15 protein-coding genes are annotated in these 17,205 nt (G+C 38.1%); 6 read left to right on the top strand and 9 right to left on the bottom strand.

The features are described from left to right. Positions 1–43: 43 nt before the first annotated feature. Entirely contained in the window at positions 44–1,645 is a 1,602-nt protein-coding gene (locus AA637_RS10080) for a glycerol-3-phosphate dehydrogenase/oxidase (protein WP_446682648.1), read from the bottom strand. A 230-nt stretch (positions 1,646–1,875) separates the two neighbouring features. Here AA637_RS10080 and AA637_RS10075 point away from each other — a divergent pair, with 230 nt between their 5' ends. Together AA637_RS10075 and AA637_RS10070 are read left to right on the top strand one after the other, a co-directional pair. Further along, positions 1,876–2,241 (top strand): c-type cytochrome, encoded by a 366-nt coding sequence (locus AA637_RS10075; protein ID WP_446682647.1) that lies wholly within the window; start codon positions 1,876–1,878, stop codon positions 2,239–2,241. A 204-nt stretch (positions 2,242–2,445) separates the two neighbouring features. Then, positions 2,446–2,844, top strand: a complete 399-nt coding sequence (locus AA637_RS10070; RefSeq protein ID WP_193800588.1) for an MAPEG family protein — start codon at positions 2,446–2,448, stop codon at positions 2,842–2,844. Positions 2,845–3,121: 277 nt separating this feature from the next. On the opposite strand, the gene folP is transcribed toward AA637_RS10070, so the two are convergent. From folP to AA637_RS10050, 4 genes are all read right to left on the bottom strand, one after another. Beyond that, positions 3,122–3,964, bottom strand: a complete 843-nt coding sequence (gene folP / locus AA637_RS10065) for a dihydropteroate synthase (RefSeq protein ID WP_446682646.1) — start codon at positions 3,962–3,964, stop codon at positions 3,122–3,124. 139 nt (positions 3,965–4,103) lie between these two features. Beyond that, a complete protein-coding gene (locus AA637_RS10060) occupies positions 4,104–5,585 on the bottom strand; it encodes a carotenoid oxygenase family protein (protein WP_446682645.1) in 1,482 nt (493 codons plus the stop codon). A gap of 250 nt (positions 5,586–5,835) precedes the next feature. Beyond that, a complete protein-coding gene (gene gcvT, locus AA637_RS10055; protein WP_446682644.1) occupies positions 5,836–6,939 on the bottom strand; it encodes a glycine cleavage system aminomethyltransferase GcvT in 1,104 nt (367 codons plus the stop codon). Positions 6,940–7,002: 63 nt separating this feature from the next. Beyond that, positions 7,003–7,194 carry a hypothetical protein gene (locus AA637_RS10050; RefSeq protein ID WP_069791089.1) on the bottom strand — a complete coding sequence of 64 codons (192 nt, stop codon included), beginning with the start codon at positions 7,192–7,194 and terminating at the stop codon, positions 7,003–7,005. Positions 7,195–7,360: 166 nt separating this feature from the next. Here AA637_RS10050 and AA637_RS10045 point away from each other — a divergent pair, with 166 nt between their 5' ends. Then, the gene (locus tag AA637_RS10045; protein WP_446682643.1) at positions 7,361–8,674 is read left to right on the top strand and encodes an ABC transporter substrate-binding protein; all 1,314 of its coding nucleotides are present in this window, start codon (positions 7,361–7,363) and stop codon (positions 8,672–8,674) included. A 307-nt stretch (positions 8,675–8,981) separates the two neighbouring features. Further along, positions 8,982–10,940: a glycine oxidase ThiO gene (thiO, locus tag AA637_RS10040; RefSeq protein ID WP_446682642.1), complete on the top strand. Its 1,959-nt coding sequence runs from the start codon at positions 8,982–8,984 to the stop codon at positions 10,938–10,940. Between the two features lie 359 nt (positions 10,941–11,299). Here thiO and gatB read toward each other — a convergent pair whose 3' ends face one another. Next, positions 11,300–12,787, bottom strand: coding sequence for an Asp-tRNA(Asn)/Glu-tRNA(Gln) amidotransferase subunit GatB (gene gatB / locus AA637_RS10035; protein WP_446682641.1), 1,488 nt, complete (start codon positions 12,785–12,787; stop codon positions 11,300–11,302). A gap of 238 nt (positions 12,788–13,025) precedes the next feature. Here gatB and AA637_RS10030 point away from each other — a divergent pair, with 238 nt between their 5' ends. Together AA637_RS10030 and AA637_RS10025 are read left to right on the top strand one after the other, a co-directional pair. Beyond that, complete coding sequence (locus AA637_RS10030; RefSeq protein WP_446682640.1) at positions 13,026–13,319, top strand: DUF2288 domain-containing protein; 294 nt, start codon at positions 13,026–13,028, stop codon at positions 13,317–13,319. 183 nt (positions 13,320–13,502) lie between these two features. After that, positions 13,503–14,864 carry a sensor histidine kinase gene (locus AA637_RS10025; RefSeq protein WP_446682639.1) on the top strand — a complete coding sequence of 454 codons (1,362 nt, stop codon included), beginning with the start codon at positions 13,503–13,505 and terminating at the stop codon, positions 14,862–14,864. 20 nt (positions 14,865–14,884) lie between these two features. On the opposite strand, the gene gatC is transcribed toward AA637_RS10025, so the two are convergent. From gatC to hemF, 3 genes are all read right to left on the bottom strand, one after another. Then, complete coding sequence (gene gatC, locus AA637_RS10020; RefSeq protein ID WP_069791095.1) at positions 14,885–15,172, bottom strand: Asp-tRNA(Asn)/Glu-tRNA(Gln) amidotransferase subunit GatC; 288 nt, start codon at positions 15,170–15,172, stop codon at positions 14,885–14,887. Between the two features lie 115 nt (positions 15,173–15,287). Continuing rightward, the gene (locus AA637_RS10015; protein ID WP_069791097.1) at positions 15,288–15,809 is read right to left on the bottom strand and encodes a photosystem I assembly protein Ycf3; all 522 of its coding nucleotides are present in this window, start codon (positions 15,807–15,809) and stop codon (positions 15,288–15,290) included. 174 nt (positions 15,810–15,983) lie between these two features. Beyond that, positions 15,984–17,015 (bottom strand): oxygen-dependent coproporphyrinogen oxidase, encoded by a 1,032-nt coding sequence (gene hemF / locus AA637_RS10010; protein WP_446682638.1) that lies wholly within the window; start codon positions 17,013–17,015, stop codon positions 15,984–15,986. Positions 17,016–17,205: the final 190 nt, after the last annotated feature.

The raw sequence follows: 17,205 nt of genomic DNA, 5'->3' as shown, positions 1-17,205 counted from the left end.
CAGACTTTTTAAGAATCTTCAATCAGATAGTTAATAATAATTTTTAGGAATTAATGGTTAACTCTTGTTTATTAACTACTGCTCTTTCTTTTTCTATAATGGTGTTAACTTTTTCGGTAACTTGCTCACTTACGACAGAGTCGAGGAAAGTTAGTCTAAATCGACGGGATAAAATATCTTCTGATTTTTGTGCCATTTCATAACGATAAACGTAGGCAACCTCGGCGGTGATAAAAGGATATTGGGGGGCTAATTTTTCTATGCCATACTCTTCAATGATGGCTTGAATGGCGATCGCCCTTGAACCATAATAATTAATTAGATGATGTCTAATAGCTTCATCTTCAATGGTTGCGGACAATTTTTGATCCAAATCATCAAAATCATAATTCTCGCCCCCTGCCACAGAAATTAACTCGGAAGAATGACCAGAAAAACCATTAGGCGAGGATAATTGCTTAATAACTTGGTTGATGGTATCCGCCGCCATTTTGCGGAAAGTAGTCCATTTTCCCCCCGTAATGGTAATTAAACCAGTTTTTGATTTAAGAATGGTATGATCTCGGGAAATTTTAGCGGTAGAATTTGCCGTATGGTTAGGAGAAACTAGAGGGCGTAGTCCACTCCATGCAGACAATACATCCTCACGGGAAATTTTTTCGGTTAGGTAACGGTTGGCATATGCCATCAAGTATGCAATTTCTTCTTCCGTTGCCACGGGATTATCTGTTACTTGGGCTTCTTCGTCCGTAGTACCAATGAGGGTAAACTGACGCCAAGGTACAATGAAAATAACTCTACCATCATCGGTTTTAGGAATCAATAAAGCACCATCCCCAGGGGCATAGGCTTTATCCACAACAATATGTACTCCAGAGCTTACTTTGAGTATTTTTTCGACTTCTGGTTGGTCTAAATGTCTGATACTGTCACTATAAGGTCCTGTGGCATTTACCACAACCTCTGCTTTGATAGGGAAGGTTTTACCACTTAGGCTATCTCTTACCACTGCCCCTCTACATTTATCATTTTCTTTGATAATTTCAATGACTTCGAGGTAATTTGCGATCGCACATCCTTGCTCAATGGCTTTCATGGCTACTTCTACATTAAGCCTAGCATCATCAAACTGCCCATCATAATACATCACACTAGCAATCATACCTTCAGTGTTGAGAGAAGGAAATAATTCCAAAGTATCCTTAAGACTCAATAGGCGACTGCGCCCCAAACTTTGTTTACCCGATAACAAATCATACATTAACAACCCTGTGAAAAAATAGGGAATCTGCCAAAATTGATACAAAGGAATTATCAAAGGTAAAGACTTGGCTAGATGGGGGGCTATTTCAATGACATTTTTTCTTTCTGATAGGGCATCTCTTACCAAATTAAACTGCTCAACGTCCAAACGCTTAAAAGCCTGTTCTAAATATCTTACCCCACCATGTAATAATTTTGTACTGCGGCTACTGGTACCAGACGCAAAGTCAAATCGCTCTACTAGAGCCACTTTTAGCCCTCTCTTATTTGCCTCCAAAGCTGAGCCTGTGCCTGTAGCACCTCCTCCGATTATTAAACAGTCAAATTCTTCATTTTTCAGTTTTTCTAATTGTTTTTGCCTTTCAATTAGCTGTATGGTCATCAAATTAATCCTTGAAACTTCCCTTTCAGTATAGCTGATCCCTTTTTGGGCAGAATCATAAATTATGAATTACCAATGAAATATCTAAGGTTGATAACAAATTTTGTTTCTTTTCATTTTTCCCTTATCTTGCTTTCAACTTGCTAAATGATTTAGGATTAAGATAATTGTTGATTTATTAATTAATGATTTATTTATTCTCAATTTTGTTTTTATCACCTTTGTAAATTATGCGAAAATTATCTATTTTTCTAATTACACTAATTACCATTATTTCTTTTAATTTATTATATATATCAAGGGCGATCGCCCAGATAAACTTAACAGAAATAAATCAAAATATTAATGAACCTAGTAAACTTTTTGAGATTAACTGTGCGGGGTGTCATCTTAATGGAGGTAACATCATTCGCAGGGGCAAAAACTTAAAATTAAAAGCCCTTCAAAAAAATGGTTATGATACCCCTGAATCCATAGCAACTATAATCACTAATGGCAAAAATAATATGTCGGCTTATGGCGATCGCCTTTCAAATCAACAAATAAATGACCTTTCCAACTATGTTCTAAATCAAGCAAAAAATAACTGGAAATAAAAACAATTTATTTAGTTTAATAATTTATATCTAAGATATTTATGAGGAACAAAATTTTAAGATTAGTAAAAAACTAAAACTATCAAGCAACTAAAAAAAATAAAAATCATTTATGGCACATTGTTAGTTATTTTCTTCTTAAATAACAACACAAGTACACCATAGAGGTTATACTAATTTAGTTATATAAACCATAAAAAAACCATGTTATTAGGACCCAGCATTATTACAGTATTTGCTCTTCTAGTTTATTTTGTCACCATTATTAACGTAGGTAGAGCCAGATTTAAATACAACGTCATGCCCCCTGCCACTAGCGGAGACGAAAACTTTGAAAGAGTCTTGAGAGTACAAGAAAATACCCTCGAACAACTTATCTTCTTTTTACCCCTCCTCTGGATTTTTTCTTACTTTGTCAGTGAAATGTGGGGCATGATACTAGGAGGTACGTGGGTTGTGGGTAGAATTCTTTATGCCTGGGGTTATGCCAAAGAAGCTAAAAAAAGAGCCCCTGGATTCGCCATTAGCACCCTCAGCGGTTTAGCTTTACTCGGTGTATCTTTGGTTAAACTAATGTTGATGGCTTACGAAGCATATTTATAATTGATTTACCATAGGTTGGGTGGAGGAAACGAAGCCCAACAAGTCTATTATATTGGTTCTTGTATATTGGTTCTTGAAAACTCAATGATTGATCATAGAGGAAAATTAAGAACTTTTTTTGTGTTATGCCTTCTTTCGTGATATGCTTATAGTATAATGGGAATCTATGCATTTTTAAGTATAGAGAATAGAGTTCCAATTATTTATTAAACAACTCCACCATCTCTCAAAATAAATATAAAGTCAAGAAAAAAAAGAATTTTTGTTACAAATTTTATTAATAATCTGATTTTGACCTAGTAATAGCATCGGCAACCCTAGCAATATCGTACATCGGTGCGACATCATGAACCCTCAAAATATCAGCCCCTTGACTGATAGCATGATAACAAGTCGCCCCTGTACCCCATACCCTTTTTGCAGGATCATTTTCGTTCAATATTTTACCAATAAAACTTTTGCGAGAAGTGCCAATAAGCATTGGAAAACCAAGATTTTTTAATCTTTTAATATTATTTAAAATGTCAATATTTTGCTGGTAATTTTTAGCAAAACCAATTCCAGGATCAATGATAATATTAGATTTACTAATGCCTTTTTGGACACATTGGGCAATTCTATCAAAGAAAAATTCTTCAATTTCTGCGATTAAATCTTGATAATCCGTCATAGTTTGCATGGTTTGAGGATTACCCCGAATGTGCATCAAAATAATCGGCACTTGTAAACGAGCCACAGTATCTAACATATCAGGATCAAATGTTGCCCCTGATATATCATTAATTATATCAGCCCCCGAGGCGATCGCCCTTTGTGCCACCTCTGCCCTTGTGGTATCAATGGAAATAGGAATATCTGTCTTTTCACGAATAGCTTTGATAACGGGAATAACTCGATTTAACTCCTCCTCCAAAGTCACCTCCAGCGCCCCCGGGCGAGTAGATTGCCCCCCAATGTCAATTATATCTGCCCCATCTTTTACCATGACAAGGGCTTGATTTACAGCTTTTTGTAATTCGTTATATTCACCGCCATCACTAAAACTATCGGGGGTAACATTGAGGATACCCATGATGTAGGTGCGCTGATTCCAGTTAAAATTATAATTTCTTATTTGCATTGTTTGATTTTTCAAAAAGTAGGGCTATGCACTGCCCACCGTTAAAGTTAGTTTTTTTTCCTCTAAATCCCCCAAAATTGAGGGACTTTAATCATAACTGTTTATCAAAACATTACACAATCTATCAAATAAATAATTATCAATTCTCCACTATTCCCGCCCAGCTGCCATGCAAACCGTAGGGGATATGCTGCTTGAGGTGTAAAGTTGCCACAGGTTGCGAAATATCTTTGCCGTCAAATATTACCAAATCAGAGCGATGATTTTCAGAATCATAAATTAAATCAAGTATCCAAGCATCATCCTCACCATCAGCATTACTTTTTGGCACAAAAACAGGCTCACCAGCAAAACCTTTAGGGGCAAAAGAATATAATTGTTCTTCTTTTGTCTGTAAATCAAATTTCAATAAACCCTGTAAAGGTGCATTTCTATCAGAGTCATGGGTTGCCCCAATAAACATATAACGATAGTCTCGCCCTACATTTTCAGGGTTGATAAAGGGAAATTCTACACAACGAGTATTGAGTAATTCTTTTTCTACTTTTTGGCTATTTAAATCTAGGGTAAAACGGAATAATTGCCCGGGTGCCAATTCATCAAAATTCACCTCTTTATAACTTTTATCGGGGTTAATTTGACTTAATTTTGCATAGCATACTGAGTCAATAATTAAAGTTTTATCATCTTTTTCAAAGGCATTACCATGATGAAAAATAAACCCTGCATTTGTTTCTAAAGTAATAACATCTTTATGAGGAGCATGGCGAGGAATTAAAATAATTTTAGTAGTTTCATTCTCTTTAAAATCTAAACATTCCCCCGCGCCTTTCATCCCAAATACAAAGGGTAAAGGATTATAACTGGTAGGGTTTTGAAAGAAAATAATATAGTTAGGAGTAATTAAAAAATCATGGATAAAACAAAATCCAGGGGTAATATGGCTATATTGTTGTAATATTTTCCCTTCTTCGTCAAATTCATACACGTTAATAGTGCTAGATAAACCAGGTTTTATACCAAAGTTAATTAAGGAAGGTTTACCATTATTAAATGGTGAATGGGGATCGATTCTAGGGTGCGCTGAAAATACATCACCGTCTTTTAGTATACCATCTAAGTTATCTATTTTTTTTGTTTCTAAGGTTTCTGGATCTAAACTATGGGGCAGTGCAGCCTCCCACAATGCTAGTAGTTTTTTTCCTAATTTTACAACATTAGTATTAGCAATATTTTTTACTCTAATATCAAATATATTTCCTAAAATTCCTCCCGGCTTTTGGCTACCAAATACCCCTCGATAGAGCATTTTTTGAGCTTTTTTTTCTTCCAAATATTCTTTGGTTTTTACATAGCTATTACGAAAATAACACCCCTCATCGGTAAATTTAAACGAGCAAATCATGCCATCTCCATCGAAAGGATGGTTTAAGGGAGTGCCATATACTTCTAATAATCCAGGACCATTACGATATAGTGTACCTCGCAAGTCGGCGGGAATTTCCCCTTCTATGTCTTTTATCCAGTATTCTTTTTCTTGGGGTTGAGATTCGTAACCTTTACGCCAGTCTTCTAAACTATAGGATTTATTTTGTACTGGTTTATTTTCTATTTGTACCATGGGATGTTTTGTTAAAATTGCTTAATATTTATTCATATTTCTTTAGATAATTATAACAACATCATTTTGAGGAATTGATAATTGAGAATGAATAATGGATAATGGCGAGGTCTAGAAATCTTCTCCCAGCACAATTTTAGGTGTGAAATATTATTGAATAACAGCAAATATATAATACTAAAACTATTATTACCATTGCCTATTCCCGAACTAAACTGAAAATCATACCTTAATTCACCAACAGCCAATTTTATTTTCGGCGATAGAAGGGTTTTTTGACGACTCTGGCGGGGTAAAGTTTACCTCTGATTTCTACATCCACAGTTTGCCCTATTTTAGTTAATTCTAGGGGTAAATAACCAAGGGCGATCGCACTGTTGAGGGTAGGAGAAAGGGTACCGCTAGTAACCTCCCCCACGATATGATTATTATGTTTAATGGCATAACCATGACGGGCAATATATCTGCCTTCCATTTGTAAACCCACCAATTTTCTTGTTAAGCCTTCTTTTTTTTGTTTCGCTAAAACTTCACGGGCAATAAAATCATCTTCACGGTTAAGATTAACTACCCAACCCAATCCAGCCTCAAGGGGGGTAGTAGTTTCATCAATTTCCTGCCCATACAAACTCATCCCTGCCTCGAGTCTTAGGGTATCCCTTGCCCCCAAACCGCAGGGGGTTAATCCTTGGGCTAAGTGCGATCGCCACATATCCTGTGCTACATTAGGAGTAGTCATCACCTCAAAACCATCCTCCCCAGTGTAGCCCGTTCGAGCCACAAAAACCTTTTGCCCCGCAAAACTGGTGGTTAAATGCTCAAAAGCCTGTAAATGACTTAAATCCACATCCAAAAAAGATTGTAAATACTCCTCAGCCTTACATCCTTGAATAGCAATTAAAGCCAAATCTTGAGTCTTATCCAATAACTCAACGCCCTTAGGTGCTAAATTTTTATTTAACCAAGCCCAATCCTTCTCACAAGTAGAAGCATTAACAATTAATATCCCCGATTCCAACCCATCATCACCGCTACCCTGATAATAAAAAATAATATCGTCAATAATCCCAGCATTCTCATTCAACAATACCGAATATTGAGCCTTACCTTCTGTCATAGTTGACAAATCCGTTGGCACAAGAAACTGTAAACAAGCCCGTAAATTTTTCCCCCGTAAATAAAACTTACCCATGTGGGAAATATCGAACATTCCAGCATCCCCCCTCACCGCCTGATGCTCTTTTTTTAACCCCTCATACTGCACCGCCATTTCCCAACCAGCAAAATCAGTAAACTTGGCTTTAGCATCCACCGACAAAGAATATAAAGGGGTGCGAAATAATTCAGACTTCATATAAAAAAAGATAAAAAATGAGGAATATTTAACTATCTATTTTCAACGGTGGCAGAATAATTGTCAATTTTCTAGCAATATCTCCCCGTTAGTTACCTTCGTTTGTAACTCACGCCAAAGCCTTATTTTTTCCCTCGTCACCATGCCATCGCTATAAATGGCATTTCTAATTAAATTACTATCTTGACGACTGAGTCGCCTATCAGCAAGGGCATTATCAATCATAGTTTTTATCTTATCTATGTTATCTGTCATTGCAAAGCAAACTAATTTTTATCAACCATAAAGATAACACTAGCCACCAGAAAAAAATCAATTAATTGCTTATGGGGAAAGTGACAACATCCCTGAAAATATTGTTAATTACGAATGGTTTAGGGCATAATCGGAAAATTGCAATATTTTTATGTTAAAAAACTAAATGATAATTAATAGACTTTTTAAACAAACTAAACTTTTTCATTACCCGCTGATTGTTGGCTCATTAACTGCTATGGTGTTGGGGTGTGGACAACAGCCCATTGCGAATGAAGGGCAGGTGGAATTTTGGACAATGCAACTTCAGCCTAAATTTACTCCTTATTTTGAAGGGATAAATGAAAGTTTTGAGGCAGCAAATGAAGAGGCAAGTATTCTTTGGGTAGATGTGCCTTGGGATGCCATGGAAAGTAGAATTTTAACGGCGGTTTCGGCTAATAATGCCCCTGATGTAGTTAATCTTAATCCTGATTTTGCTTCTCAGTTGGCTTCCCGTAATGCTTGGTTAAATTTGGCGGAGGAAATTCCCGAGGAGGTTAGAGGAGAATATTTATCAAAAATTTGGGAAGCAAATCAAATTGAAATTTGCCCTACGGAAAATGATTGTACGACTTCTACTTTTGGCATTCCTTGGTATTTAACCACTACAGTGTCGGTATATAACAAGGATTTATTGCAGCAAGCCGGGGTGGAAAATCCCCCTACAAATTTTGAGGAGTTAGCCCAAGTTGCCCAAAGGGTGAAGGATGAAACGGGTAAGTATGCCTTTTTTGTTACTTTTGTGCCGACGGATTCTAATGAGGTGTTAAATTCTTTGGTGCAGATGGGGGTAAGTTTATTGGATGGGGAAGGTAAGGCGGCGTTTAATACTCCTGAGGGGGAAAGGGCTTTTTCTTATTGGGTTGATATGTATCAAAGGGGTTTATTGCCCCCAGAAGTATTTACTCAGGGGCATCGTCATGGGGTGGAGTTATACCAAGCTGGGGAGTCGGCAATTCTTGGCACGGGGGCGGAATTTTTGAATACCATTGCTACTAATGCACCGACAATTTATGAGCAGTCGGCGGTTGCCCCTCAAATTACGGGGGAAACGGGTAAGCGTAGTGTGTCGGTGATGAATTTAGTAATTCCTCGCAGTAGCAGTAATCCTCAGAAAGCCATTAACTATGCTTTGTATGTTACTAACAGTGAGAATCAACTTAATTTTGCTCAGGAGGCTAATGTATTACCTTCTCATACAAGTGCGATCGCCTCTTACATAGAAAATTTAGAGCAAGAATCGGAGCAAAATATCCTTTTAGAAGCCCGAAAAATAAGCGCCATGCAATTAGAATCAGCGGAGGTTTTAATTCCCCCTTCTCCTAATATCAATCAACTCAAAAGAATTATCTATGAGAATTTACAATCAGCCATGTTAGGGGAAAAAACAGTACCAGAAGCCCTCGATGATGCCCAAGCAGAATGGGATAGTATGTGAATGTTGGGGTAATTAACCTGAATTCGAGTGAAGCAGATTGGAGTAAAAGCCATGCTTAATAAAGAGTAGGTGGGTTTATGTCACTATGCAATCAATCGAAAAAAATTGGCTAATGAGCCATGACTAGACTATTCTATTTGTGGAATATTTTTCAGTTGACCATTGACACCTTTAATAATAAATCTCTTACAAAAAAATAGGCGTAAAAAGCCATGTCTGAAGCTAGGAGATATAAGCCGAGCGCGTGACCAACGCCCAATTATCAATTATCAATTATCATATTAGTTAGGAGTAAAGTATTTGAGCGATGAACATAAGGGAAAATATTATTATCGGTGGCGGTATCATTGGCTTGGCGATCGCCATTGAGCTAAGATTAAGAAATAAACAAGTTACCATCCTCAGTCGTAACTTTAAACAGGCAGCTACCCACGCCGCAGCGGGAATGTTAGCCCCTAGGGCAGAAAAATTAACGGGGGTAATGTTGGACTTATCCCTACAATCTCTTGCCCTTTATCCCCAGTGGATTGAGAAATTATCACACCTTGGAGCCGAAGATGTAGATTATAATCCCTGTGGTATCATCGCCCCTGTATATGAAACCCCCAAAGAAACGAACAGCAAAGGGGGAGTATGGTTAGACAAGAAAAATTTAGCCCACTATCAACCCGACTTAGGAGAAGATGTGGTGGGTGGTTGGTGGTATCCTGAAGAAGGACAAGTGGATCCCCGTCGTCTCGGCAATGTATTATCAAATATCGCTCAATCCCTTGGTGTGGAGATATTAGAGGGGGTAAGTGCGATCGCCTTTACCCGTAGTCAAGGTAAAATAAAAGATGTCATCACCCCATCAGGCACATTTGCCGCGAATAACTATATCTTAGCAGGAGGCTCATGGTCGGGAAAACTGCAATCCCTACCCGTGCGCCCCATAAAAGGGCAAATGCTCAGTTTAAAAATGCCCTCTGATAAACCCCTAGAAAGGGTAATTTTTGGTGAAAACACCTACCTAGTACCCAAAAAAGATGGACGCTTAATTGTGGGTGCCACCGTAGAAGACATCGGCTGGGTAAAAGGCACCACTGCCCAAGGAGTAAATACCTTACTTAATAACGCCATCAGACTTTATCCTTCCCTTGCCCAATGGAAATTAAAAGAAATCTGGTACGGCTATCGCCCCGGCACCCCTGACGAAATGCCCATCCTCGGTTTTGGGGATGCCGAAAATCTCATTCTTGCCACGGGGCATCATCGCAACGGTATTTTACTCGCCCCCATCACCGCCAAAATCATTAGTAACCTAGTGGAAGGCAAAACCGATTCCTTTTTACCATCCTTCAGTTATCTTCGCTTTAATTCCCCCGAAAATCCACCCTTACCCCCCCTTGTGAAAAACAGTAATAAAAATCAAATTATGAATTATCCTACCCCCCAACAAAATAATGGTTACCATGCCTATAGCCATGATGTCAGTGATGATAGTTTAGTCATTGCAGGGCGCAAGTTTAACTCTCGTTTGATGACAGGCACAGGGAAATATCCCAGTATTGAATCCATGCAACAAAGTGTTATGGCCAGTGGTTGCGAAATCGTAACTGTTGCCGTTAGGAGGGTACAAAATAATGCCCCCGGCCATGAAGGATTAGCCGAAGCCCTCGACTGGTCAAAAATTTGGATGTTGCCCAATACCGCTGGTTGTACCAACGCTGAGGAAGCAATTCGGGTTGCCCGTCTAGGTAGGGAAATGGCGAAATTATTAGGGCAAGAGGATAATAATTTTGTGAAGTTAGAAGTTATCCCTGATAGTAAATATTTACTACCTGATCCCATCGGTACTTTACAAGCCGCCGAGCAATTGGTAAAAGAAGGGTTTGCGGTGTTACCCTATGTAAACGCAGATCCTCTACTCTGTAAACGTTTGGAGGAGGTAGGCTGTGCTACGGTGATGCCCCTCGGTTCTCCCATTGGTTCGGGTCAGGGTATCCAAAATGTTGCTAATATTAAGATTATCATTGAGCAATCCAAAGTACCTGTAGTCATTGATGCGGGTATCGGTAGCCCCTCAGAAGCCGCCTATGGTATGGAATTGGGAGCTGATGCTTTATTGGTTAACAGTGCGATCGCCCTTGCCCAAAATCCTGTTATCATGGCTCAATCCATGGGACTCGCAACCCAAGCTGGAAGACTTGCCTATAAAGCAGGAAGAATCCCCATTAAAAACCATGCCAGTGCCAGTTCACCTTTAACGGGAGTAGTAAGCAAATAGTTAACCTTTGTTTGGGATAAAAGTTGTCAGTCGAGGGAAGACAAAAGCCAAGAGGCAAAAGATAATAATTAATTCTTAATTGTCCATTGTTCACCACTTTACAAGACTATAAATTCTATCCCGAACTCAGGTTAATTAATCAACTATTATTAAAAATAACAAAATTGAGTTAAATTTATTTAACGTTCGCTATTAGCAATGAAATTCATTTCATTGTGGGATAATGGTTTTACGCCATAAATCGCTTTGCAATAAATTGACAAAGCTAATAGTAAACGTTCAATGAATTGAACTAATAAAATTCAATTCCACCTCGATAATTAAAAAAACCCTGCTTTTTAAGACAGGGAATCAAATTTTTAACAATTCAACTTCTTATTAAGAATTTGGTTAGCCAATTTAGGCTCTGCCCGTCCGCCTGTTTTCTTCATCAGTTGACCAACAAAAAAGCCCTGTAACTTATTTTTTCCAGCCCTAAACTGTTCTAACTTATCAGGATTTTCCGCCAATACCTCATCAATAATTTTAGCCAACTCATCGGGATCTGAAATACTAACTAATCCTTTACTCTCAACAATCTGTTTAGGAGAACCACCTTTTTCCAACAATTCGGGTAAGATTTCCTTGGCAATTTTACCGCTAATAGTACCATTTTCAATGAGAGTAACTAACTCCGCCAACATTTCAGGTTTGAGGGCAATTTTAGTAATATCCAAATCCAAATTGCTGTTGAGATAGGCTGCAATGTCTTGGGTTATCCAATTGGCTGCCCCCTTGGCACTAGCGCCCCTAGATACTACCGCTTCAAAGTAAAGGGCTACATCCCTATCATCACACAATACCCTCGCATCATAGGCAGATAGACCATATTCGCTTTCATAACGACTGCGTTTTTGGGCAGGAAGTTCGGGTAATTTTTTCTGTAACTCCTCCAATTGAGCATCCGTAATTTCGAGGGGGGGTAAATCTGGCTCAGGGAAATAACGGTAATCGCTAGAGCCTTCTTTTATCCTCATGCTGATGGTACGCTGACTTCCTTCTTCCCATAGTCTGGTTTCTTGGAGGATAGGTTCACCATTTTCTACGGCTTCGATTTGTCTTTCAATTTCGTATTCAATGGCTTTTTGAATGGCACTAAAGGAGTTCATATTTTTGATTTCTACCTTCACACCAAATTCTTTTTGCCCCTCTGGCCGCACGGAAATGTTAACGTCACAACGTAAGGAGCCTTCTTGCATATTACCGTCACCAATGCCCAAATAACGAACGATACGACGCAATTCTTGTACATATTCCGAGGCTTCTTGCCCACTGCGTAAATCAGGTTCGGATACAATTTCGAGCAGGGGAACACCCGTACGATTAAAGTCTACCAGAGAATGGGTCGAGCCTGAGAGGCGATCGCTCCCAGCGTGTACCAATTTACCTGCATCTTCTTCCATGTGTAGGCGAGTGATACCGATAGTTTTGCGGGTAGCTTCTTTGGTTTTAGGATCGACTAATTCAATTTCTAACTTACCATGTTCGACGATGGGAAGGTCAAACTGAGAAATTTGGTAGTTTTTTGGTAAATCGGGATAAAAATATTGTTTACGATCAAATTTACTATAACGGGCAATTTGTCCTTGTAGGGCTAAACCCATCTTCACCGCCGAAGCCAAAACCTCTTCATTTAATACAGGCAAAACCCCAGGATGTCCGAGACACACAGGGCAAACATTAGTATTGGGGGGGCTGTCAAATTCCGTCGAACAACTACAAAAAATTTTGCTCTTAGTATTAAGTTGACAATGGGTTTCTAAACCGATAATCGCTTCATATTTCGTTTTAGTAGCTGTTGCACTCATATATATATTTAATAACTAATAATTCTCTCTTGATTGCTTTATTTTATCCTTTTTAGGACAAGGAACAATGGACAATTAGCAGTTGATAATGTAATTTTGTGTTTATTCCCCCCATCACCCCATCCCCTTATTTCCAAGCCATTGCCCATTGCCTATTCCCCATTCCCTAGTTTCTATTGCACGAAAAGAACAACGATGAGAAAATATATAGCATGACGATTCCCAAGAAATTTTTATAATGTCAGATTTAAAAACCCAATTAAAAGAACAAATTGCCGAAATTGACTGGAAAGATTTAATTCCCCATGCCCAAAGAGATGTCATTATCGTTGTTCATGATAATTTAGATTTAATTGAAGTGGCAAATGCGATCGCCCTTAACGACACCAAAACCATCGAAAACTTAATTAGTGAACAATTAATACAAAAACCTAACACCGAACAACTAAGCCAATGGAATAGTCAACCCACCACCCAATTTCAAACCGTTATCGTACAACCCTTTGTATTAATTAAAAACTGTAAATATTAATAAGGGAATAGGGAACAGGGAATGGTGATAATATCTTGAATAGTAAGTCATTTTAATTGTTAATTATCCATTGTTAACTGTTCATTGAAAAAACTGCTATGGTAAAAATTGAGAGTGGAACAAATAAGCAAAATTAAAGTTTAATTACCCATTATCAATTATCCATTATCCATTGACTTCCCCTTGTTTCAAACCACCCGAAGACGTTTAGCCCTCTATTATACCATTGTTACAGCGGTATTATTAATTATCTTTGCCATCGGGATTTATGGCTATGTCTATAAAACCCTCATTGACAGAATTGATGATACCCTCAAACACGTGGTTGAAATTGTTGAACCTTCCCTCGTGATAGATGATGTCAGCTTAGGGGAAGGAAAGTATAAATTAAATATCAATGCTAGTTTCCGTCAACATCCTGATACTACTAATAAAGTAGAAGATGATCACATTGATTTAGAATGGTTTAGTCCTAATGGGGAGTTATTATGGCAGACTTTAGAAGAGCCCTTACCCATACCCCTTTCCTTCCACTCTGGGGGGAAAACTATCCGTATGTCTTCCGATTACCTATTACGACAAATTACCAAAAGAATAGAAGTAGGGCGCTATGTTTTAGGTTATCTGCGGGTGAGTCATCCCCTTTTTGATGTCATCAAACCCATTCGTCAACTAATTACGGATTTAATTATCGGCGTAACATTAATGATTACTTCTGTAGGGGCGATCGGTTGGTTTCTCTCAGGTATTGCCATTCAACCCGTCAAAGAATCCTACCAAAGTTTGAAACAATTCACCGCCGATGCTTCCCATGAGTTGAGAAATCCCATTGCCACCATTAAAACCAATATCCAAAGTATTTTAGCCTATCCAGATATGGAGCCAGAGCAAAATAAAAAACAGTTGGAAATTGTTGAGCGTTTAACGGAAAGATTATCTAATTTAGTTAATGATTTATTGTTTTTAGCCCGTAGTGATAGCGGTATTATCAATCCCACTTTTCAATCTATTCCCCTTGATTCTTTGTTGCTTGAAGTGGTGGAAGAACAAGTAATTATTGCTAAGGAAAAATCTATTAATTTATCATTGGAGATAATAGATAATATTTCTGAGCCTAACTTAAAGGAATTAGAAGACATTGAAGATTTGTTTACCATAGAAGGAGATTGGGGACAGTTAAGTCGTCTTTTTACTAATTTAATTAGCAATGCAATTATTCATGGATTTGAAACTAATAATAATCAAAAATCTACTATTCAAGTAATACTAAAAGTATGCAAAAAAAATAGTAAACTCTATTATAAGGTTGAAATAAAAGATAATGGAATGGGCATAGAAAAAGAAAATATACCCCTTCTTTTTGACCGATTTTATCGGGGTGATTCTGCTCGTAGTTATCGGGATAATAATAATTCTAATACAGGGTTAGGCTTGGCGATCGCCCGTGCCATTGTGGAAAGTCATCATGGTAATATCAAAGTAGAAAGTAACGCAGGTGAAGGAACTAATTTTATGGTTACTTTACCAAAAAAAATAGGGACGTAGTATTTTACGCCCCAAGAATGTTAACCCATAATTTTAGGTACTCGGAAAAAGTCATCATCCCGAGAAGGTGCATTTTCCAATAAACTTTCCCTATCTTCGTAGGTAGTTTGGGCATCAGAGCGCATAATATTGCTAACATCGATCGCCCTTGTAGTGGGTTCTACTTCACTGGTATCTAACTCACTTAATTGGTCAAAATATTCGAGGATGGCGTTTAACTGAGTGCCAAATTCCTGCTCTTCTTGTTCACTAATATCTAAACGGGCTAAATTAGCCACCTTTTTTACTTCTTCTTGACTAATACTCATAAAAAATAACTAATAAAAAACAATAAAAATCCCCCCTAATCATAACAGGGAACAGGAATTAACAATGGACAATTAAACCTTTGATTATCCATTATCAATTCTCCATTATCAATTATTAAAAGAATACATCCATTTCAGATCTACCAGTGGTTTTAAGCCAGTTTTGAGCCTCCAAATAGCTATTCGGAGAGAGTCTAATGGCTTGTTTCCAATACTCAGCCGCTTTATCGAAGAAATCTTCCGCTTCATCTTCCCTTCCTTCTTGTTTGCATTTGTCTCCCTGAAAGTGGTACAACACCGCAATGTTATTAAGGGCAGAAGGTTTACGGGGATTAAGTTCCAAACATTGATCATAATAGCCTAGAGCTTCCTCTAGTTTACCATTACTAGCATGGATTAAACCCATATTATAAAGGATTTCGCTGCGATCGCTCGGATCATCCTCTAATCTCAATGCTTCCTCATAATTTTCGAGGGCTTCGGCATATTCCCCATCCGCTTGGGCAGACATACCATCACGGTAATATACAAAGGCTTCCTTTGCCCTAGCATTAATAGGTAAAACTTTTAAGATAATATCCGCCATAACGGTAAAAGTTTTATCGATAAAATTATCATTTCTCTGAGATCTAGCCATATATTTGATTTATTAAAAATAAAAGATTTTTCTTGATCCTAATACAAGTATCTATTATGTTGTTGTAAAGATTTTATATCCTAAAACCATAACATTTAATTCCCTCTCTCCCCTTGCAAGGGGAGATGCCGAAGACAAAGGGGTAGGGATTTAGGGGGAGCAATTATCAATTAATTACTTCCAGTTTGCCCAATCTTGGGGCTTGAGGAAGACATCATATAACTCCGCTTCGGGGGTATTCGCTTCAGGGGTGTAACCATATTCCCAGCGCACCAAAGGAGGTAAAGACATTAAAATCGACTCCGTACGCCCATTGGTTTGTAAACCGAAAATAGTTCCCCTATCGTAAACCAAATTAAACTCTACATACCGCCCACGACGATATAATTGGAAGTTTCTTTGGCGATCGCCATAATCCATATGACGACGTTTTTCGGCAATAGGCACATAAGCAGGTAAAAAAGTGCTACCGCAATCTTGCACAAAAGCAAAAATTTCTTCCCAACTACGCTTATCTTGGGGAGGTAACTGATTACTATATTGCGCCGCTGCCTTATCAGGGTGAGGGCCACGATAAATAGGGTCATTTCCATCCTGATAATCAAAGAAAAGTCCACCCACTCCACGGGTTTCATCACGGTGTTTTAAATAAAAATACTCATCACACCAACGCTTAAAGACATTGTAATATTCGGGATGATGCTTATCACAAGTATTTTTAAAAGTAGTGTGAAAATGCTTCGCATCCTCAGCAAAAGGATAATAAGGGGTTAAATCAGCACCGCCACCAAACCACCATACAGGCCCTGCCTCAAAATAGCGATAATTTAAATGTACTGTAGGAATATAAGGATTTTTGGGGTGCAATACCATAGAAGTACCCGTGGCATAAAAACGATGTCCCTCAGCTTCAGGACGTTGCTTAAGAATACTAGGGGGAAGATTATCACCCCATACCTCAGAAAAATTCACCCCCCCCTGCTCAAAAACATCTCCATCAGTCATCACACGAGATCTACCTCCGCCCCCTTCCTCTCTTTGCCAACTCTCTTCCTTAAACTTTCCCTTACCATCAAGGGCCTCTAAACCTTGGCAAATCTCATCTTGAATAGACTGCATAAACTGACTTACCCTAGTTTTTGCATCTTCAGGAGGAAAAGAAGTAGAATTAATGGGGTTAGTATTTTCTTTAGTCGCCGTATTCATAAAATTTTTTTTTAAAATTGCTAAAAATAACTTACAATCTATCAATCTAAACCGTAAGGGGTCTCTGAACTCGAAAATTTTGCAGTTCTTAATATTATGCAATAAAACAACGCCCTCAGCGATAATTGATCAACGCTAACCCTCAATAGTCTATTCCCGAAAGTGAATAAATTATCGGTCAATCATCAAT

The sequence above is a fragment of the Cyanobacterium sp. HL-69 genome (genome assembly GCA_002813895.1).
Lineage (GTDB): Bacteria > Cyanobacteriota > Cyanobacteriia > Cyanobacteriales > Cyanobacteriaceae > Cyanobacterium.
This window is presented reverse-complemented; position numbering and strand designations above follow the sequence as displayed.